Source organism: uncultured Barnesiella sp., assembly GCF_946496565.1.
Classification (GTDB): domain Bacteria; phylum Bacteroidota; class Bacteroidia; order Bacteroidales; family Barnesiellaceae; genus Barnesiella; species Barnesiella merdigallinarum.
Genome location: NZ_CAMMHD010000005.1, coordinates 75645 through 97214, shown reverse-complemented (window position 1 = coordinate 97214; position 21570 = coordinate 75645). Strand labels below are relative to the sequence as shown.

At 54.1% G+C, this 21570-nt stretch carries 16 protein-coding genes; 11 read left to right on the top strand and 5 right to left on the bottom strand.

What is annotated here, in order from left to right; genetic code table 11:
- Positions 1-3: 3 nt before the first annotated feature.
- From Q1K76_RS04095 to Q1K76_RS04055, 9 genes are all read left to right on the top strand, one after another.
- Positions 4-546: a F0F1 ATP synthase subunit delta gene (locus tag Q1K76_RS04095; RefSeq protein WP_087408866.1), complete on the top strand. Its 543-nt coding sequence runs from the start codon at positions 4-6 to the stop codon at positions 544-546.
- A gap of 1 nt (position 547) precedes the next feature.
- Positions 548-2125, top strand: a complete 1578-nt coding sequence (atpA, locus tag Q1K76_RS04090) for a F0F1 ATP synthase subunit alpha (RefSeq protein ID WP_300131251.1) — start codon at positions 548-550, stop codon at positions 2123-2125.
- A gap of 3 nt (positions 2126-2128) precedes the next feature.
- Positions 2129-3016, top strand: a complete 888-nt coding sequence (atpG, locus tag Q1K76_RS04085) for an ATP synthase F1 subunit gamma (protein WP_300131248.1) — start codon at positions 2129-2131, stop codon at positions 3014-3016.
- Positions 3017-3113: 97 nt separating this feature from the next.
- Positions 3114-3578, top strand: coding sequence for an NADH-quinone oxidoreductase subunit I (locus tag Q1K76_RS04080; protein ID WP_087408863.1), 465 nt, complete (start codon positions 3114-3116; stop codon positions 3576-3578).
- Between the two features lie 12 nt (positions 3579-3590).
- A complete protein-coding gene (locus Q1K76_RS04075; protein WP_258327521.1) occupies positions 3591-4109 on the top strand; it encodes an NADH-quinone oxidoreductase subunit J in 519 nt (172 codons plus the stop codon).
- Positions 4110-4114: 5 nt separating this feature from the next.
- Positions 4115-4426 (top strand): NADH-quinone oxidoreductase subunit NuoK, encoded by a 312-nt coding sequence (gene nuoK / locus Q1K76_RS04070; protein WP_241147835.1) that lies wholly within the window; start codon positions 4115-4117, stop codon positions 4424-4426.
- Between the two features lie 5 nt (positions 4427-4431).
- Entirely contained in the window at positions 4432-6339 is a 1908-nt protein-coding gene (gene nuoL, locus Q1K76_RS04065) for an NADH-quinone oxidoreductase subunit L (RefSeq protein WP_087408947.1), read from the top strand.
- 34 nt (positions 6340-6373) lie between these two features.
- Positions 6374-7864, top strand: coding sequence for a NuoM family protein (locus Q1K76_RS04060; protein ID WP_087408860.1), 1491 nt, complete (start codon positions 6374-6376; stop codon positions 7862-7864).
- 11 nt (positions 7865-7875) lie between these two features.
- Complete coding sequence (locus tag Q1K76_RS04055) at positions 7876-9309, top strand: NADH-quinone oxidoreductase subunit N (RefSeq protein ID WP_300131243.1); 1434 nt, start codon at positions 7876-7878, stop codon at positions 9307-9309.
- 91 nt (positions 9310-9400) lie between these two features.
- Here Q1K76_RS04055 and ccsA read toward each other — a convergent pair whose 3' ends face one another.
- From ccsA to Q1K76_RS04030, 5 genes are all read right to left on the bottom strand, one after another.
- Positions 9401-11584 carry a cytochrome c biogenesis protein CcsA gene (gene ccsA, locus Q1K76_RS04050; RefSeq protein WP_300131241.1) on the bottom strand — a complete coding sequence of 728 codons (2184 nt, stop codon included), beginning with the start codon at positions 11582-11584 and terminating at the stop codon, positions 9401-9403.
- 93 nt (positions 11585-11677) lie between these two features.
- Positions 11678-13300 carry a di-heme oxidoredictase family protein gene (locus tag Q1K76_RS04045; protein ID WP_258327522.1) on the bottom strand — a complete coding sequence of 541 codons (1623 nt, stop codon included), beginning with the start codon at positions 13298-13300 and terminating at the stop codon, positions 11678-11680.
- A 22-nt stretch (positions 13301-13322) separates the two neighbouring features.
- Positions 13323-14546, bottom strand: coding sequence for an imelysin family protein (locus tag Q1K76_RS04040; protein ID WP_300131239.1), 1224 nt, complete (start codon positions 14544-14546; stop codon positions 13323-13325).
- 39 nt (positions 14547-14585) lie between these two features.
- Positions 14586-16037 carry an autotransporter outer membrane beta-barrel domain-containing protein gene (locus Q1K76_RS04035; RefSeq protein ID WP_300131237.1) on the bottom strand — a complete coding sequence of 484 codons (1452 nt, stop codon included), beginning with the start codon at positions 16035-16037 and terminating at the stop codon, positions 14586-14588.
- Between the two features lie 217 nt (positions 16038-16254).
- The gene (locus tag Q1K76_RS04030; RefSeq protein ID WP_300131235.1) at positions 16255-17181 is read right to left on the bottom strand and encodes a helix-turn-helix domain-containing protein; all 927 of its coding nucleotides are present in this window, start codon (positions 17179-17181) and stop codon (positions 16255-16257) included.
- 175 nt (positions 17182-17356) lie between these two features.
- Here Q1K76_RS04030 and Q1K76_RS04025 point away from each other — a divergent pair, with 175 nt between their 5' ends.
- Positions 17357-18415 carry an efflux RND transporter periplasmic adaptor subunit gene (locus Q1K76_RS04025; protein WP_300131233.1) on the top strand — a complete coding sequence of 353 codons (1059 nt, stop codon included), beginning with the start codon at positions 17357-17359 and terminating at the stop codon, positions 18413-18415.
- Complete coding sequence (locus tag Q1K76_RS04020; RefSeq protein WP_300131308.1) at positions 18415-21564, top strand: efflux RND transporter permease subunit; 3150 nt, start codon at positions 18415-18417, stop codon at positions 21562-21564. The genes Q1K76_RS04025 and Q1K76_RS04020 overlap by 1 nt, the downstream gene beginning before the upstream one ends.
- Positions 21565-21570 lie beyond the last annotated feature (6 nt).

Sequence of the window (21570 nt, the reverse complement as noted above, 5' to 3'; positions counted from 1 at the left end):
AACATGAACGAGGGGTTAATACCGAATAGATATGCGAAGGCTCTTTATAAATATGCCCGGGAACATGGTGTAGCCGAGGCAATTTATGAAGAGATGAAACGCTTTGATGATGCCTTCAAGACACATCCAGAGTTTTCCAAGATATTGGGTAACCCGGCTCTATCTCCATCGGACAAGGTACGGGTGTTGTCATCGGCTTTCGGTGAAAAGCCCGACGACTACCTGCTCCGTTTTGTTCAGTTAGTTATCAAGAACCGTCGCGAAACGTTTGTAAGGTCTATCGGGTTGGCCTATCAGGATATCTACCGTCGGGCCAATCACATTGCCCGGGTGACGATAACCACGGCTACCGCTTTGCCTAAAGAGGTGCTGGGCCGTATCGGTGACCTTATGAAAAAGCAAACGGACAAGACGCTGGAATTTGTTTATGAAATAGATCCCACCCTTATCGGCGGATTTATTTTGCGCGTAGATTCGATGCAATTAGATGCTTCGGTCAATAGTGAATTAAAAAAATTGCGTTTGAAATTGCTAAACAGCAAGTGATATGATAAAACCCAGTGAAATATCGGATATATTGAAAAAACAACTCGACGAGGTCGATTCCAAAATCAATTTCGAAGAAGTAGGTACTGTTCTCGAAGTCGGTGATGGTGTGGCCCATGTGTACGGGCTCGACAATGTGCGCTCCAACGAACTGATCGAGTTTGAAAACGGCGTGCACGGCGTGGCCATGAACCTGGAGGAGAGTAATGTGGGTGTCATTTTGCTCGATAATGTCGATAAGGTTACCGAGAATATGACGGCTCGCCGTACCGGCGAAATTGCTTCTCTGCCCGTAGGCGAAGGTTTGCTTGGTCGAGTTATCAACACGTTGGGTGAACCTATCGACGGTGCAGGGCCTATCCAGGGCGATCTCATCCGATTGCCCCTCGAGCGCAAGGCTCCGGGTGTAATCTTCCGTCAGCCTGTGAACCAGCCTTTGCAGACCGGTATCAAGGCCATCGACTCGATGGTGCCCATAGGCCGCGGACAGCGTGAGTTGATTATCGGCGACCGCCAGATCGGTAAAACGGCTATCGCCATCGATACGATTATCAACCAACGAGAAAATTACAAAAACGGCGACCCCTTGTACTGTATCTATGTAGCTATCGGACAGAAAGCCTCGTCGGTAGCTGCCTTGGTCAATACGTTGCGGGAGCATGGCGCGCTCGACTATACGGTTGTGTTGGCGGCCAACGCCTCCGACTCGGCTGCGATGCGCTACTATGCACCGTTTGCCGGAGCCGCTATCGGCGAATACTTCAGAGACCGTGGCTGTCACGCTCTGGTCATCTACGACGACCTCTCGAAACAGGCTGTGGCCTATCGTGAAATTTCGCTGATTCTTCGCCGTCCGTCGGGTCGTGAAGCCTATCCGGGCGATATTTTCTATCTGCACTCCCGTCTGCTCGAGCGTGCAGCCAAGATTATCGACAACGACGAGGTTGCCGCTTCGATGAACGACCTGCCCGAGGTTTTGAAACCGATGGTAAAAGGTGGCGGTTCGCTCACGGCATTGCCTATCATCGAGACTCAAGCCGGCGACGTATCGGCCTATATTCCTACCAACGTAATTTCGATTACCGACGGTCAGATATTCCTGGAGACCGCCCTCTTCAACCAGGGTGTGCGCCCCGCTATCAACGTAGGTATATCGGTATCGCGTGTAGGTGGCGATGCTCAGGTGAAGGCCATGAAGAAGATTGCCGGTACCCTGAAGATCGACCAGGCCCAGTTCCGCGAGCTCGAGTCGTTCACCAAGTTTGGTGGCGATGTAGACCCCGTAACGGCCATGACCATCGACAAGGGTCGCAAGAACGAGCGAATCCTCATTCAGCCCCAATACTCGCCGATACCTGTCGAGGAGGAGATTGCCATCATCTATTGCGGTACGCAAGGCCTGTTGCACAATGTACCCCTCGAGAAGGTAGCCGAATTTGAGAAATTGTATTTGCAGATATTGAAATCAAAATATAGCCACGAGGTCCTGGACGAACTGCGTATAGGACATCTCGACGACAAGGTTGCCGCCCTGATGACCGAAGTCGCTACCGAGGTGGCTAACCGATTTAAGGCATAAACTATGGCATCAATGCGCGACTTGAAAGGAAGAATCGGCTCGGTCGCTTCTTCCGAAAAAATAACCGGTGCGATGAAGATGATTTCGTCGGCCAAGATGCACAAAGCCGATATGGCTTTGCGCCGTGTTCGGCCGTTCCGGGATCAGATTCAGCGTACTATCAATCATCTTATTTCTGCCGATGCAGAATACAGTTCTCCGCTCACCGAGGCACGTCCCGTGAAGCGGAGGGCCGTAGTCTTGCTCAGTTCGGACGAGGGATTGTGTGGCGCATTCAACATGAATCTGTTTAAACGCACACTCGAGCTGATAAACCGGGGGCGTGAAGAGGCCGGTAATTCCGTGATGTTTGTTGTTTATCCGGTAGGAAAGAAAGCCTCTCAATTTGCCCGTAAACTGGTGGGCAAGGGTGTGGAGATTGCCGTAGTCGATTACATGACGGCCAAGAGTTCGGGCGAAGAGATTGCCCGTTTCACGAGCGAACTTACCCGCGACTTCCTGGCAGGCAAAATCGACGAAATTGAGGTCGTATATACCCATTACAAGAGTGCCAGTAAACAACTGTTGGCTACGCGCAAGCTATTGCCTATCTCGGCCGGCGACTTGGTTACCGGCGAGAAGCTCGAGCGCAATAAGCCCTACTTGTTCGAGCCCGATGTGAATACCATCTATAATGAGGTACTGCCGCTTTATGTCTTGGCAAATATGCAGGAAGCTATCAGTTCGAACCGGGTTTCGGAACAGGCGGCACGGGTGATGGCCATGCAGTCGGCAAACGATAATGCAAAAGAATTGTTGGACGATTTGCAGCTGGAATACAACAAGTTGCGTCAGCAAAGCATTACTTCCGAGTTGTTGGATATTGCAGGAGGACAAGGCGCACAAGATTGATATATCGAGATTGGGAGCTTGGTGTGCCAGGCTCTTTTTGACGAACGAAATAAACCATAGTGTTAACTAATAAAATAAGAGTTCTATAAAGAAATTTATGGGAAGTTTAAAAAATTACATGACATCTTTCTGGAAAGGATTGCTGAGCCTTCTTCAAGGAATGGGGGTTACCGGTAAATACTTCTTGAGCCGGAAAGTTACCGAACAGTATCCCGAAAACCGGGCGACCTTGAAAATCCCCGAGCGTTTCAGAGGTACGTTGACCTTGATTTACGATGAAAACGGGCAGCACAAATGTGTGGCTTGCGGTATTTGTCAGATGAATTGCCCCAACGGGACGATTAAGATCGAGGCGTCGAAGATTACCACCGAAGATGGTAAGACCAAGCGAGTGTTAGATAAATATGTGTATGACCTGGGCAGTTGCACCTTCTGTCAGATGTGTGTGACTACATGTCCTCACCATGCCATCAAGTTCACCAACGAATTTGAACACGCCGTATTCCGGCGCGAGAAACTGGTGAAGATTCTCAATCATACCGATAACCCAACCGAAAAATAATAGATTAACATTATGGAACAAATAGCAAATCAAGTTATTTTTGGCTTGCTGGCATTGGTCATCGTGGTGTGCTCGATCTTGACAGTCACCACGCGACGCATTTTGCGGGCAGCCACGTACCTCCTGTTCGTTCTGTTTGCGACAGCCGGTATTTACTTTCAGCTTGACTTCACCTTCTTGGGAGCAGTACAGTTAGCCGTCTATGCCGGTGGTATTGTAGTGCTGTTTGTCTTCTCGATCTTGTTGACGAGTCATCCCGGCGACAAGGCGCAGTTGCTTACCCCGAAGAAACGCGTGGTCGGGCTCATAGCTTCGATATTCGGTGCAATCGTGTGCGGCTATACGCTGCTCACCTATCCGTTCTTCACCAAACCGCTCACCAGTGTCATCACCGGCGAGGTAGACATGAAGGTGATAGGACATGCTCTCATGGGAATGGACAAGTTCCAGTACCTGTTGCCCTTCGAAGCGCTCAGTGTGTTGTTATTGGCTTGTATCATCGGTGGCATTATGATTGCCCGTAAAAGATAAGAACTATGGAAATACCAATGATTGCCTATTTGGTGGTAAGTACCATCATGTTTTTTGCCGGGGTTTACGGGTTCGTTACGCGTAAGAATATGCTGGCGATGCTCATTTCGCTCGAATTGATGCTCAATGCGGCCGACATCAACTTTGTGGTGTTCAACCGTTACCTTTTTCCCGAGGCATTGGAGGGATTCTTTTTCACCCTCTTTGCAATAGGTATTGCCGCTGCCGAGACAGCGCTTGCCATTGCGATCATTATCAACATCTTCCGCCACATCCGGAATGTTGACGTGCATAACCTTGATAAAATGAAATATTGATCGATATGGAATATTCAGTGATAATACTTTTACTCCCGCTTTGCATGTTCCTCTTTCTGGGACTTGTGGGGCATAAGTTGAGCGAGCGTGTAGCCGGTATTCTGGGAACCCTCGGGCTGACCGTAACGGCCGTGCTGGCCTATGTGGTAGCGTTCAACTATTTTACTATGCCGCGCAATGCCGAAGGCGTTTTTGAAACCTTGCAGCCGGTCAATTTTGAGTGGTTGCGCTTTACCGAGCACCTGCATATCGATCTGGGTATCTTGCTCGATCCTATTTCGGTGATGATGCTGGTTGTGATTACGACAGTCTCGCTCATGGTTCATATCTACAGTATGGGCTACATGCACGGCGAGAAGGGCTTCCAGCGTTACTACGCTTTCCTGTCGCTCTTCAGCTTCTCGATGCTGGGTCTGGTGGTAGCTACCAACATTTTCCAGATGTATATCTTCTGGGAGCTGGTGGGTGTTTCGTCTTACCTGCTTATCGGATTCTACTATACGAAACCGGCTGCGGTATCGGCTTCGAAAAAGGCCTTTATCGTGACCCGTTTTGCCGACTTGGGCTTCCTGATCGGTATCCTTATCCTCTCGTTCTTTACCCAGACGTTCGACTTCCAGACGCTGATGTCGAATCCCACGTCGCTGGTAACCGAGACGGCCGGCATGACCTTCATGGGTTGCTCGGTAGCCGCCTGGGCCATGGCACTCATCTTCATGGGTGGTGCCGGTAAGTCGGCCATGTTCCCGTTGCACATTTGGTTGCCCGATGCCATGGAGGGTCCTACTCCCGTATCGGCCCTGATCCACGCCGCCACCATGGTGGTAGCCGGTGTTTATCTGGTAGCCCGGCTCTTCCCCATGTATTGCGCCGTGCCCGAGGTGCTCGACCTCATTACCTGGGTGGGTGCCATCACGGCTCTCTATGCGGCTGTCGTTGCCTGTGTACAAACCGACATCAAACGTGTACTTGCCTTCTCGACCATCTCGCAAATCGCCTTTATGATGGTGGCTCTGGGTGTGGCATTCGATAGTGACCTGCACGCCGGTCTCGGCTACATGGCCTCTATGTTCCACCTCTTCACGCACGCCATGTTCAAGGCTCTGCTCTTCCTCGGTGCCGGTTGTATTATCCACGCCGTTCACTCCAACGAGATGTCGGCCATGGGTAACTTGCACAAGTATATGCCGGTGACTCACATCACCTTCCTCATTGCCTGCTTGGCTATCGCCGGTATTCCTCCCTTCTCGGGCTTCTTCAGTAAGGACGAAATCCTCACGGCCGCTTTTGAAAAGAGCACCCTTTGGGGCGTTTGGATGACGGCTGTGGCCGGTCTCACCGCCTTCTACATGTTCCGGTTGTACTACCGCATCTTCTGGTGGAGCAAACCCGACTACGGTCACCACACACCGCACGAGGCTCCTGCCACCATGTATCTGCCGTTGGTATTCCTGGCTCTGGTTACCTGCGTGGCCGGTTTCATTCCCTTCGGCGAATTTGTATCGGTAAACGGCGAGGCTTATCACATTCACCTCGACTGGTCGGTAGCTACGACGAGCATCATCGTGGCCGTTGCCGCCATTGCGCTGGCTACCTGGATGTACTTCTCGGAGAACTCCAAACCCAAAGCTCTGGCCGACAAGTTCCGTGCTCTGCACACGGCCGCTTATCACCGCTTCTATATGGACGAACTCTACATGTGGGTTACCCACAAGGTAATCTTCCAGCATATCTGCCGACCCATTGCCTGGTTCGACCGTCACATCGTCGACGGTACGATGAATATGTTGGCTACCGTGACCAACGGTGTTTCCTACGGAATCCGCAAGTTGCAGTCGGGTTACATCCAGTGGTATGTATGGGTATTCATTATGGGTGCATTGCTGATTGCCGTATTGGCCATGTGCTTTTAACTGATGGTTGAACGATAAAAAATTAAAGAAACATATGAATTTTCTATCATTATTTGTGCTTATCCCTCTCTTGATGATGCTGGGTCTCTGGATCTCAAGAGATATGAAACAGATACGAACGGTAGCGGTTATTGGTTCAACCTTATTGTTGGCGTTGTCCGTATATACTCTCGTTGAGTTTCTGGCCGAACGCGCTGCTGGAAATACAGCGACGATGTTGTTCACCGACAGCCGCATGTGGTATGCGCCGCTCAATATCCACTATGCCGTGGGCGTAGACGGTGTATCGGTGGCCATGTTGCTGCTCTCGTCTATTATTGTCTTTGCCGGAGTCTTCGCTTCGTGGAAGATCAACCCGCTGCCCAAGGAGTTCTTCTTGTGGTTCATGCTGCTGTCGACCGGTGTATTCGGATTCTTTATCTCGGTCGACCTCTTCACGATGTTCATGTTCTACGAGGTGGCTCTTATCCCCATGTACCTGTTGATTGGCGTTTGGGGTAGCGGTCGCAAAAACTATTCGGCCATGAAGCTGACCCTGATGCTGATGGGTGGTTCGGCCTTGTTGATGATTGGTATTCTGGGTATCTACTACCAGTCGGGTCTCCACTCGATGAACGTGGTAGAAATCGCCGAGCACGGCAATATCCCCATGAACTGGCAATACTTCCTCTTCCCGATGACTTTCGTGGGATTCGGTGTGCTGGGCGCCATGTTCCCGTTCCACACCTGGTCGCCCGACGGTCACGCTTCGGCGCCTACGGCCGTGTCGATGTTGCACGCCGGTGTGCTGATGAAGCTGGGAGGTTACGGCTGCTTCCGCGTAGCTATCTACCTGATGCCTCAGGCTGCTAACGAACTGGCTTGGATATTCCTGATTTTGACCGGTATCAGCGTGGTTTACGGTGCCTTCAGCGCTTGCGTTCAAACCGACTTGAAATACATCAACGCCTACTCTTCGGTAAGCCACTGCGGTCTGGTACTGTTTGCCATCCTCATGCTCAACACGACGGCCATGACCGGTGCCGTGATGCAGATGCTCTCGCACGGTTTGATGACGGCCCTCTTCTTTGCCCTCATCGGTATGATTTACGGTCGTACCCACACGCGTGACATTCGCGAGATGGGCGGCTTGATGCAAATCATGCCTTTCCTCTCGGTAGGTTACGTGATTGCCGGTTTGGCTTCGCTGGGTCTGCCGGGCTTGAGCGGTTTCGTGGCCGAGATGACCATCTTCGTCGGCTCGTTCGAGCATACCGATACGTTCCATCGGGTACTGACTATCGTAGCTTGTACTTCGATTGTGATTACTGCGGTTTATATTTTGCGCGTGGTTGGAAAACTGCTCTATGGTGCCGTACAAAACGAGCATCATCGCGAGTTGAAGGATGCCGAATGGTGGGAACGCCTCTCGGTCATCACACTCATCGTGTGTGTGGTTGCCATCGGTAGCTTCCCGCACTGGATTTCCGACCTCATTCGTGAAGGTGTAGAACCTATTACTAATTTGTTGTCTCAAGCTCTTTAATCATATAGTATATGGATTATTCACAGTTTTTAGTTATGCGCTCGGAAATATCGCTGCTGATTGTATTCTTGCTGATATTTTTCGCAGACACCTTTGGCGGGAAGAAAACCCTCAAAGGATTATCGATTACAGCGTGTGTCTTGTTTGCCTTGCATACGATCTGGAACATCATACCGGTCGAGACGACCTCGGCTTTTGGCGGCATGTATCAAACTTCGCCCATGGCCTCGATGGTAAAGACCGTGCTCAATATAGGTACCTTCATCGTGTTGCTGCAGTCGGTATCGTGGAGCGAGAATCCCGATGTGAAAGTGCGTCGGGGCGAGTTCTACGAATTGTTGCTGATAACCCTCTTCGGTATGTACCTGATGGTTTCGGCCGGTCACTTCCTGCTCTTCTTTATCGGGCTCGAGACCGCTTCGCTGCCTATGGCTGCACTCATCGCCATTACCAAGAAAGACAGCGAGTCGTATGAGGCCGGTGCCAAATACCTCTTTACAGCTGTCTTTTCGTCGGCTCTCTTCCTGCTGGGCCTCTCGTTCCTCTACGGAGTTTCGGGTTCGCTCTACTTCGGCGATATTGCCGTAGCCATCTCGGCCAACCGCACGCCGCTGCTCATCGCCACGATTGTATTCGTGCTGGCCGGTATGGGATTCAAACTTTCGCTGGTTCCCTTCCACTTGTGGACGGCCGACGTTTACGAAGGTGCTCCCACGCAGGTAACCTCTTATCTGTCGGTTATCTCGAAGAGTGCGGCTGCCTTTGCCCTGTTGCTGGTTCTCTACAAGGTCTTCTTCCTCGACCCGGCTATCTGGCAGGGCATCCTGTGGGCCTTGATTGTACTGACGATTACCATCGGTAACCTGTTTGCCATCCGTCAGAAGAACCTGAAACGATTCCTGGCCTTCTCGTCTATCTCGCAAGCCGGTTACATCATGCTGGGTATTATCTCGGGTTCGGCTCAAGGTATGACGGCTTTGGTTTACTACGTGCTGGTATACATCTTCTCCAACCTGGCTGCCTTTGGTGTTATCTCGTCGATCGAGCGTAACAGCGGCAAGCTGAGCATGGACGACTACAACGGCTTGTACAAGACCAACCCCAAACTGAGTGTAATCATGATGCTGGCCATGTTCTCGCTGGCCGGTATTCCTCCCTTTGCCGGATTCTTCAGCAAGTTCTTCATCTTTGCTTCGGCCATCCACTCGGGCTTCTATATTCTGGTGCTCATCGCCTTGTTGAATACGATCATCTCGCTCTACTACTATCTGCTGGTAGTAAAGGCCATGTTCATCAACACCGAGAACGAGTGCGTGATTCCTGCCTTCCGCAGCGACAACGCATCGCGTGTGAGCCTCGTGGTTTGTGTAGCCGGCATCGTGCTGCTGGGTATTGCCAGCTGTGTTTACGGTTACTTTGCCGACCTCAGCATGCTGGGTATCTGATCGAACGAAAATCTTATTCCATACAGACAACGGCCGAAGAGCGATTTGCTCCTCGGCCGTTGCTTTTTGTGGGGTATGAGAGGGGGGAGTGTCAGGCGTAGCTGTGCATGCCTCCCAGTAGGAAATTAACTCCGAAATAAGTGATGAGTACGCAACAGAAGGCTGCCACACAAAAGCCGTGGAAAAAGAGGGGCTTTCTAAACAGGGGCAGCGATTCTGTGTGTAGAGCCAAAGCGTAGACGAGCCATGTGATAAGCGCCCATACCTCTTTGGGGTCCCACCCCCAGTAGCGGCCCCACGAGATATTGGCCCAAATGGCTCCCACAAAGATTCCGGCGGCCAAAGCGAATATAGCGGGATAGAGCAGTATGCGCCCCACGACTTGCAATTGCTCGGACTGCCGGGGGTGTCGCCGGTATAGTAGGAGGCCGGCTATGCCATTGAACATGACGAAGGCCAACAGGGTGTAGGCGGCCATGACGAGGACAACATGTATTGAGAGCAACGGCGAGGTGAGTACCGGCATGAGCGGAGTAATCTGGGGATTCGATTCGCCCATCATCGAGACCATCATGGCCAGCCCGCCGACGAGGTAGCCGGCTGGTAGGATCAGTATGAACCGACGGTAACACAGCATCGTGATACCCAAGGCGCACCATGCCATGAACTGCATGGTTTCGAATCCGTTGGAGAGAGGCCAGTGCTCGGCGATGTAGCCTCGCAGGAGCAGTATGATTGTGAGGTAGATAAAACCGAGAGCAATCCCTGCCGGCAATAGCCGTCGCACAAGAGTCGATCCCGGGGTTCCCCGGGTGATACGACGGCATATGTAGACAAAGGCTGCCGTCCCGGTGATGATGAGGAGTATGGCCAGAGCCAGCGAATAGTTCATGCGGTTATAGAGTCGCTCGGCTTGCAGCCGGGTCGCCGAAGGGAAATCTTCGCCACAGCACTTTTGCTGGTACCGGCTTATTTTGGTGAAGACCTGCGATAGTGCGGTGTAGTCGCGTTTGGCGACCAGTTCGTTTACATAGTTCATCGATTGTCTGATAAATACGCCTTGCTCGTAAGGCAATTCACGGGGGAGTATATCGACCTGAGAAGCCCAGTGTAGGGTGTCGTTCAACCGATAGGGGAAAATTTGCAACATGGAGCCGGTACAAAGCATCGCCACGAGGTTGAATTTTTCGTTGGCTTCGTTCACACCCCGGTTGTCGCTATTTCCGGTGTAGTCTCTCAGTGCCCGGTTGAAGTCGGTGAGTCGGGCATATCGGCCTTCTATTCCCAACAGTCGCCGAGCTTCGTGACTTTTTATCTTGATCATGGGCTCTTGTTTCCATTCGTCGTAATAGAACAGCCAGCCCGCCAGAACTTGCTCAGGTGTGAGTCCACGGTAACGGCTTTTTCCATAGAGCTTTGTGGTGAAGTCGCGAGCCAGTGTGGAGAGTGGGCAAATGCGTTGGTTGTAATATACACAGAGCTCTCCCAGTTGTGATGATTGTTCCCGGGGAAGGGTGGGGGGAGCCGTTTCGGTGGCTTGTGCCGGGAATAAGGAGGCAAGCAGGATTACGGTACCGAGGCCGATTCCCCGCAGGGCGCAATTATGTAGCAGTCGGCGGAAAGTTCCCATTCGATCGATGAGATGAGCGGCCATTGCCAAAAACAGCAATAGATAGCCTGTGTAGGTGATGGCGATACCCCACGGGTCGTGAGCCACCGACAAGCGTGTGCCGGCTCCGTCGGAGTCGTAGGACGATTGGTAGAAGCGGTAGCCCCGATACCGGGCGATGCGGTTCATGGCGACCGTCTCGCTCCTTGTCTGGTCACCGTCGATGAGGGTTACGCAACTCACGAAGTCGAGGGGCGCCCGGGTACCCGGATAGTATTCAATATGAAATTCTTCAAGGGCGACAGCAAATGGCAACTGTTCTTCCCGCCCCTCGTTGTCGAGATATACCGAGGTGGGTTTGTCGCCTAATCGCAGGTGCAGGGAGCCTTGCCGGCCGGTCAGGTAGGTGACGAAAGCTCCGCATAGAATGATGAGGAGGGCGATGTGCAGCAGACATGAGGCGGGTCGCAATGCCCGACGGCGGAGGAGGAGGTAGATCGCCGCAGAGAGGGCAAAGGTTAACCAGAGGGCTACGAATGTGGGAGATTGGTAGATATGGCGCGAGACAAATGGTGAGCCAAACTCTTTTTCGATGATCGTCGCCGCGGTGAGTACACACAGTATGGCGGCCAGCAGGACGAATGTAATACGTTTGAGAAGTTTCATCGTTCTTGGGATAGGGTTTCTTTATACCTCGAAATGCCGACGTGCGGTACGCCGGCATTTCGTAGGTTTTGTGATGTTATAGCACACAGACGGTTAAATCGCGTCGATGAATTTGACCACGGCATCACGATCTTCTTTGCTCAATGTCCGGAATTTCTCGACCGATTGGCGGGCGTCGCTTTCGGGCGCTCCGTGCCACATGATCGCTTCGATCACATTGCGCGCGCGGCAATCGTGCAGCCTGTCGCTCTCGAACGAACCGGTACATTTCTGGTGCAGGCCTCTACCCCACAGGGGCGTGGTGCGGCACCAGCCGGTGCGTATGTCGTTCTGCATGTGGAGCCGGTGTTGTACCAAGTCGGAGTAAGGCCATATTTTCTGATGAGGATAGCGGGGCAACTCGTTGCCGTAGTTGAAAAATCCGCTGGGGTCGGTGTAATGGTCGTCGCCGGTCGTCCAAGTGGGACGGTGACAATAGCTGCACCCCATTTCGGTGAAGAGTTGTTTGCCCCGTTGTATGGTAGGATCGTCGAGGTTGCGGGCAGCCGGCACGGCCAATCCACGGTGCCATATCATCAAGTCGGTGTAATACTCGTCGCTCATCTCTACCGGGAGGTCGGTCGCCATCAGGTAGTTGTAGATGTCCTGTTCGACGCCGGCGTCGGTTTTCCGGTCGGGAAAATAGTCATAGAACCGGGCTTGTACCTCGGGATCTTTCGAAGCCTTTTCGGCGTATGCCGTTGTCATGTAGTGATAGCGACGGTTCGAGCGGGTCACGTTGGTGATGTTCCAAATAGCGTTAGCACCGGCTGCGTCTTGCAAGGGACCCCGGCTAAGGGCGTAGGTGAAGCGGAAGGGGTGTTTCTCGCCCGTACCGCCATCGCTGGGTTTGGTGTTGCTGTATTGGCTCACCCATTCGCCGTTTTGGAAAATTTTGGGATTCAATTCGAAGTAGTTGTCGTTTTCCTGTTTGGCATATTCGGCTTTCAAATCGTCGTCGTCGATGGCGTCGAGCAGCCCTGTCCCGTAGATACCGATGGTGGATTCGAGCCGGATATTCACTTGGTCGGGCGACAGCGTGCGGCCGTCGGTGGTGATGAGGTCTACATAATAGGCGTCGGCGGGAATGGCCACCTCGGGATAGATGAGTTCGTAGGTGGTACCGTCGGGGAAGGTGTTGTTCCAGCTGTCGGTGTACGATTTCCAGGTAATCTTGATTTTATCCGGATTTATCGGCGCCTTGAAAGGCTCTACGGCAAAGAGTTGCGGCATGCCCGTGAGCGAAGCGATATAGTTGTCGTTATCGTCGTAGATGACCAGCAGATAGCCGTTGCCTATCTCGGTAGCGTTGAAAGAGCCTTCTTGCCGTTTACCGTGGCCATAGCCCGGGTGACAGTGCATGCAGGAAGTGCGGATATAGAGGGGGCCTAACCCGCCTCGAACCGACCCGTCGTCGGCCGGGGTGAAAATCTTTTCAAACAGGGCTTCACCGTTCTTGAACGAGGTGCTCATGCCGGCATTCTCGACGGCGGCCGACGGTTGTTCGAAGGCCGATGAGGTGGTGTTGAAGGCGGTACCCAGCTGGCCGCCCGTGTAATACTCTTCCGACAACTGCGGTGTAACGGGACGGGGTGTGTCGTCGGGGTTGTCATCTGTGCAACCGGCGACGCACAGCGCCGCCGTTGCAAAAGCCAGTAAAAAGGGATAAGATTTCATAGCTTTTGAAATTATGTGTTGTTTATTGTCCTATGGCCGATTGTGCTTCGTCGAGAGCCTTTTTCAAGTCGTTGCAAGCCGTCGTGGCCTTTTTCCACAGCTCGTTGTGCGAGCCGGCGTAGTTGACAAAGGGGGCTGGAGCTGCATCGATGGCGTTCAATGCCGCCTCGATGGCATTGCGTACGGCTGTGTCGGCCGTGGGGTTGATGCTGGCCAGGTAGTTGCTCACCGACGGGTCGCCCACGTTCATGCCCAGATAGGCGTTCTTGATGCTGACGATATTGTCGTAGAAATCGACTTTGGAGTTTTTGGCATAGGGCGATTCGATGTAGCTGAGGTCTTCCGAAGCTCCGGCCGCGGCCTCGTTGGGGCGGCCTATCTTTTGGTTACCCACTTCGTCGGCGATGTCCGAGCAGCCTTGGATAATTTCTTGGGCAGCTTCGAGGTAGCTCTTGTATTTACTGCCTCCTTTACCGGCGTTTTTCATGCTCTCGCCATAGTCGAAGGAGGGTTCGAGTTCGGCCTCGGTAAGCATTGTCTGTTTCTCGGCCGACACGTTGTCAAAGCCTTTCCACGAGGCTTCCAAACGCACGCACTGGTTGGCCAGGTCGCCGGCCACGGCGGTGAGGTAGACCAGTTCTTCTTTGCGGTTGAAAGCGCCCGAACGGGCTTTCCCCGTAGTCGAAGAGGCGTCGATCTGGTGGTCGAACAGCATGTACTCGATCGCATGGAATCCCAGCAGGCCGTAGCCCAATCCGGCGGCATACTCGGCGTCCATCATGCCCATGCGCACGGGGTCGTCGAGCAGGGCTTGCAGGTCGGTCGCATTGAGGGGCCACGAGTCGATGTGCGGGTCGATGTTGTAGTCACCGGCGGCCCCGTAGAGGAATGCCTCGCTCAACTCCCATTGTTTGCGAGCCTCGTACCATTTGGAGCAGGCTTGCTCGACAATGGCTTTTGTAGCGTCGCTCAACGAGCCCGAGGCGGCGATGTCGGTCGAGGCGTTGGCCAGAGCCGAGGTTTCGATTTGGGCGCAGAGGTCGGCCAGTTCGAGGCTGGCATCGGCCAGCGAGGAGTAGGTGGGGATTACGGTCTTTTCGACAAAAGCGGTAGCCGCCGCCTGCAATTCGGTTTCGCGTTGTTCTTCCCAAGAGAAATCTTTCTCTTCTTCCGTGCAGGACACACCGCCGAGCAGCAGGGCCGACAAAGCAAATAGTTGTAACGAATTTCTGAAAACTCTTTTCATTGTAATAAATGGTTTTATGATTGAAACAATACGGTTTGATTATCGCGTGAATACCCCCGAGTAGGCGATGCCTATCGACACGGCGGGCTCGTTGTTGTAGTGGCCGATGCAGGTGGCACCGCTGGAGTCGGTATAGGTGTAGGAGTTGGCATTGAGCAGCCCGATGCTGTACTCGGCCTTGATGACAATCGACTTCAGGGGGCAGTAGTTGATGCCGGCGGCCAGCCGTTGGCGTCCGCACCATTTGTAGTGCTGCACGCGGGCCGGGGTCTTGAACATCGAGTCGTAGTATTCGTAGCGGCCGAAGAGGTAGAACTTCTGTCCCCGGGCCTGCAGGGTGGGCGAGAGCGAGAAAAAGTTGTAGCCCGCCTCGATGCCGGTGGCTATGGCGTCGGAGGCGACGGCCTGTTTGGCCGATACCGACGAGGCCGACATACTGCCGTTGAAGGCGGTAATCATATCAGCGTCGGAGAGGTGCCCGTAGTCGAAATTTCCCCTCACAATCCAGTTGTGGGCGTCATAGGCAAAGTCGAAAGCTCCGATGAGCACCGTGCCTTTCACCCCCTTGTAGCGGCTGTTGGTTTGTGGGTAGAGCGTATTGGAAAAGCTGTTGCCGCCGTATCCGCTCACGCTCAGGCGCAATCCCGGTACCGAGAAATTGTCGATGCGGAAAGCGCCGGCATAGGCGTTTCCTATCTTGAACTCATAGGGACTCCCGGCTCCGTCGTGTATCCACCCTTTGCTGTTGAAGCGGTCGGAGTCGAGGCCCGGCAGGAACATCACCTCGTAGCGCCACTGCCGCCCCAGCATGCCCCACAGGCTGATGCCCGTCTCGTGCCAGGTGCAGGGGAGGATCGTGTTTTCACCCTCGGGTCGGTAGACTCCGAAGAACTCGGTGGGCATGTGGTGCATGTTGGTCGCGCCTACCGGTACGATGATGTGCCCCATGCGCAGGTTGAGAGCGGGCGAGAAACTTTTTTGAATCCAGAACTGTTCGAGGGCGACTTCGCCGCCACGTTCGATTTCCGACTCGTATTCGCCGGCTTCCTCCTCTTCGATTTCAACGGCGCTTTCGGTTCCGCCATGTTCAAACTCGATTTCGCTACCCATACTCCAGCCCCGGCCGAAGTCATATCCGAGGAAGATGACGACATGAGGCAGGTCGAACCGCCCGTGGCTTTCGCCTTTATGCAGATGAGCGTCTTGATATTTCTTGTAGTCGTCGCTGAAAAAGTTGCGCGAGGCTACCGCTTCGCCATATCCCCCTATGGTGAGGCGGGGTTTGCGGGGACTGGCCGGTTGAGCCTCGGTCGAAGATTCCCGGCGGAGTTCTTCCAGAATTTCGGTTTTCAGTTCGGCTTTCAATTGTTCTCTCTTTGAGTCTGGAAGCGGAGCCGCCTCTGCTGCGGCATCTGATGTTATATTGTTTTGCGCCGCTGCCGACAGGGGGAGCAGCAAGGCTGTCGTGAGCCATAGGATTTTTCTTTGCATGGATTCTCTTTTTTTGATTTCCAATGCAAAATTAGAGGGTCGGTTTAGGGCGGGCAATACCTACAATTTAGTAAAAAAAAGTTGAAATTGGTATTTTTTAGGTAAAAGAGAGTCCGGCGATTCTATCTGTCCGGCGAGGTGTGGGGGATAGAATCGTACTATGTATGAGCGAGGTAGATGCCGGTGCGGTTTGTGTGTGAGTGAAAAAGCCTTGATGCTATGAATTTTGATAGGCCGACGGCGAGCAGCCCACGGCTTTTTTGAAATAAGCGCCAAAGAACGATTGGTTGGCAAAGTTGAGCATGTCGCTCACTTGCTGTACATTGTATTGCCCGCTTTTCAACAGCGCTTTCGCTTCGAGAATGACATAGTCGCGAATCCATTCGCCGGCATGCCTGCCGCTGAAATTTCGTACGACTTGCGATAGATATTTGGGAGTTAGGCACAGCTGGTCGGCATAGAAGCCGATGCTCCGCTCCTGGGTATAGTGCTGCCTGAGCAAGAGGGTAAACTGGTCGAAAATCTGTTTCTTGCGCGAAACATACTGGGTATCTTGCTGCTCGATATAGGGGCTCATCAGTTGACATAAGCTGTAATAGAATATTTGTATGTAACTGTTGATAATCTCGTGAGTAAAGAGTCTTTCGGGTTGAACAAGCTGTTGGCGTATTTGGTGATAGAACCCTATCATCTCGCCCATCTCTCGGTCGGAGAGTTGCAACATGGCGTTGTCGATGAGGAACTTGCGCATGATAAGGGCGCTTTGCGGGTTACCTTCGGGCAAATTGTTGACGGTGGCAAATGCAATGATGGCTATGCGGCAGTCGGGCGAAATCTCGAGACACTGCCCGATAGAGCCTGGTGTGACAATAAGCAGGCAATTACGCTGCAACGTATGCTCTTTCAGGTTCTGACTGATTCTTATGTAACCGTCGAGGCAAAGGTGCATCATGGCAAACTGTACTTTAAACGGGTAGGGTGAGGTGATGAAGGCGAGAATCTCGGGATTGTTCAGCAGGTCGGGTAGGTGATTGGGGGCGTCGAAGTTGTCGGCCAGAAACAGTTCGTTATGGTAGGCGCAGGTTTGCTCGTTGAAGGGCAGCATGTTTAAGTTCAGCGTGTTGAGAGTCGAATCGTGTGTCATAGTCTCTTGTCGTTTTTTGAGAGCGAATATACCTATTTGAATAATAAATAGAGTCGTTTCCTTGTTAAATAGGGTTACTTATCGACTTTTTGAACAATATGCTCGTAGAGTGCAACAAATTGCTGTCGCTGAAAAAAGGGAAATTTGCAACTGTGAAATCAACTAAAACCAGTATATGATGAAAACGAATGTGTGTATGGTGGCGGCCGCCCTGTTGTTGTGTGCCTGTTCCGGCGGAGACCGGGAGACTGCCCGTGAACGGAGTGTCTGTTTGACCCGCCCCGAGGCATTGAGCGAGGAGACGGTAAAGCTCTATTCGGGAATTGTGAAGGAGGCGCACGAGATAAGCCTCGGGTTCAAGACGGCGGGACAGATAGCCCGCATCCATGTTGCGGAGGGCGACCGGGTGCGTCGCGGCCAGTTGCTGGCCGAACTCGACGATGCCGACTACCGGCTGGGGGTCGAGGCGTTGCAGGTGCAGTACGACCAGGTGCGCGACGAGGTGAAGCGCACCGAGCGGTTGCTGGAGCAGAAGAGCGTGTCGCCCAACGACTACGAAAAGGCTTCGGCCGGACTGAAGCAACTGGAGGTACAGTTGCAGGCCAACAAGAACAAACTCAACTATACGAAACTCTATGCTCCGGCCGACGGGTACATACAGGCCGTGAACTTCTCGCCGGCCGAGATGGTCGATGCCGGCACGGCGGTCTTTACCCTCATGGATGTGTCGCAGATGGAGGTGACGCTCGACATTCCGGGTAGCCTCTACCGGCAGCGGGGAGAGTTCGTGCGCTTCTTTTGCCGGGCATCGGGTGTCGATGAGGCTATGCCCCTCACACTCTCGAGCCTTACCCCCAAGGCCGACGGCAACCAGCTGTATCGGTTGCAGTTGGCCTTCGAGCAGTGCCCCGACCGCAAGTTGACGGCCGGACAGAATGTCGAGGTGGGTATTGTCGTGGGCGATACGGCATCGGCCCGTGGCTTTGCCGTGCCCTTGCAGTGTCTCTTCCAGGCGGGTGACTCGTCGTGCGTGTGGGTTTTCAATCCCGACTCTACGGTGACCCGCCGGCAGGTCGAGCTGGGCGATGTCGACCCCGAGGGTCGTGCTGTCGTTCTCGGCGGCCTCACCGGCGACGAGCAGATTGTGCGGGCTGGTGTGCATGTGTTGCAGGAGGGGGAGAAGGTACGCGTAATCGACGCCCCCAGTAGTACCAATGTAGGAGGGCTGTTGTGATGAAGATGACCGAGTTTTTCATGCGGCGGCCAGTCCTCTTCTGGTCGCTGATGGTAGCGATTATCATCGCCGGAGTCTTGTCGTTTGTGCAGATGCCCAAGCTCGAAGACCCGGCCGTGTCGGCCAAGCAGGCCATGGTCGTGGTGTCGTGGCCTGGAGCTAGTGCCCACGAGATGGAGCTGAAGGTGGCCCAACTCATGGAAGATGAGCTGCGGGCGCTCCCCAATGTCAAGAAGGTGAGGAGCGAGTGTCAGAACAGTGCGGCCCTGTTTACCGTCGAGTTTCAGATGACGGTGCTGAACCGGGACCTCGAACAGCACTTCGACCTGTTGCGGCGCAAGGTCAACGATGCGGCGTCGCGACTGCCGCAAGGGTGTTACGAGCCCATCGTCATCGACGACATGATGGATGTCTACGGCATCTTCTATGCCCTCACGGCCGACGGCTACGACTACCCCGAGATGTATCGCTATGCCCGTTACCTGCAGCGCGAGTTGCTCGACGTGAAGGGGGTGAAGCGCATCAATATCGTGGGGAACCGCGACGAGGTAATCAACATCGTCCTCTCGAAAGAGCAGATTGCCCGCAACGGCATTATCCCCACCCAAATCATGGCGGCCCTGCAAAGTGCCGGCAAGACGGTCAATGCCGGCCGCTACGGGAGCGACGGCGAGCGCATTGCCCTCTATGTCGACTCGCCGGTCAAGGACGAGGAGGACATTCGCAACCTGCAGATACAGACCCTCGACGGCAAGACCCTGCGCATAGGCGATGTGGCCCGGGTGGAGCGGGGATATGCCTCGCCGCAGCGCAACGGTTTCTTTGTCGACGGCAAGCCGGCACTGGCCATCTGCATAGCCATGGAGTCGTCGGCCATTGTGCCCGATGTGGGCCGGGCGGTCGATGCCCGGTTGGCCGAGGCCATGAAGAATTTGCCGGCCGGCTTTGAGACCGACAAGATATTCTTCCAGCCCGACAAGGTCGACGAGGCCATCTCGTCGTTCATGTGGAATCTGGTCGAGTCGGTCGTTATCGTCATTCTGGTGCTCATCTTCACGATGGGGTGGCGCAGCGGGCTCATCATCGGCTTCGGTCTGGTGCTCACGGTATGTCTCTCGTTCCCCATCCTGCTCATGTGCGGTACTACGCTGCAACGCATTTCGCTGGGGGCCTTTATCGTGGCGATGGGCATGCTGGTCGACAACGCCGTGGTGATTATGGACGGTATCCTGATAGACAAGAAGCGGGGCCTCCCGCCCGAGACCTACCTCTACCGTATCGGGCGCAACACGGCCATGCCGCTGCTCGGGGCTACGATTATTGCCGCCTCGACCTTCCTCTGTGTCTACCTCTCGCCCGATTCGGCCGGAGAATATGCCGGAGACCTCTTTCTGGTACTGTGTGTGAGCCTGTTGGCCAGTTGGGTGCTGGCCCTTGTGCAGGTACCCGTTTGCGCCCACTCGTGGCTGCCGCGCCGCGAGAAGAGGCGGGGCAGCGATACCACCGGGGCGGTGATGAACTCGCCGGTACACCGGTTCGTGCGCAAGACCATTTCACTACTGATCGGGTACAAGCGGGTTACGATTGCCGTAGCCGTGGCGCTGCTGGTCGTTTGTCTGGTGGGTATGAGGCAGGTGAAGAACCTCTTCTTCCCCGACTTTGACTACAAACAGTTTGTGGTCGAGTGCTTTTTCCCTGCGGAAGCCAATGCCGATACGGTGTGTGCCCGCCTGTTGGAGATGAGCGACCGGGTGTCGCAGAATCCGCAGATCGAGCGGGTGGCCGTCAGCCAGGGCAGTGCTCCGGCCCACTACTGTCTGGTACGCCCCATGACCTCGGGCGGTGACTGCTACGGCGAGCTGATTGTCGATTGCAAGGATTACCGCACGGTGGTCGAGCAGATACCCGTGGTGCGGGAGCAGTTGCGTCGCGAGTATCCCGAAGCCTATATCCGCATCCGCAAATACAACTTTTCGATTTCTACCTCGCATACCGTCGAGGTGGAGTTCTCGGGTCCCGACCCGGCCGTATTGCGCCGGTTGAGTGCTCAGGCCGAGGAGATTATGCGCCGTTCGCCCTATGTCGATGCCTATTCGGTGCAGAACAACTGGAAGCCGCGGGGAAAGGTGCTGGTGGCCGAGTATGACCAGCAGGACGCCTTGCGTTCGGGTGTCGGGCGCGGCGATGTGGCCAATGCCCTGCTGGCTGCTACCGACGGCATGCCGGTGGGTGTGCTCAACGACCAGGACCGTATGGTGATGCTCAACCTCCAGGTGCGCAACGACGACGGCACGACCATCCGCAATCTTGCGGATATACCGGTGTGGAGCATGCTCAACTTCCACCTCTCGAACGAGGCGTTGCAGAGTGCCTTGTCGGGCGGGCAGAGCATGAGCGACCTGCAGGACCAACTTTTCAAGGCCACTCCGTTGAGCAATGTGGCCCACCATATCCGGCTCGACTGGGACGAGGATGTGGTGCTGCGCCAGAACGGCCGGCGGGTTATCGAGGCCGAGTGCGACCCCAACCCCTATTGCGACGAGGCGACGCCAGCCAAGGTGGTGGAGTCGATCAAGGACGAAATCGAGGCTATCGACCTGCCCGAAGGGTATCGCATGCGCTGGGTAGGCGAGGGTGAGTTGCAGGGTGAGGCCATAGGCAATCTGATGAAGTTCGTACCGCTTACGATATTTATCATTCTGGCCATCCTGCTGCTCCTCTTCAACAGTTGGCGCAAGGTGATACTGATTCTCCTCTGCATCCCCTTTATCTTCTGCGGCATTACACCGGTGCTGTTGGTGAGCGGTCAGCCCTTCACCTTCATGGCCATCATCGGCATGATGGGCCTGATAGGCATGATGGTGAAGAATGCCATCGTGCTGGTCGACGAAATCAACCGGTTGCAGACCGAGGAGAAACAGTCGCCCTATACGGCGGTAGTCGAGGCCACGGTGTCGCGTGTGCGTCCGGTGCTGATGGCATCGCTCACGACCATTGTGGGTATGATTCCGCTCGTGACCGACCCCATGTACAGTTCGATGGCCATTACCATCATGGGCGGCCTCACCGTGGGGACCATCATCACGCTCGTGTTGTTGCCGCTCTTCTATGCGGCGATGTTCCATATCAAGAAACCAGTTAACGCATAAAACCAA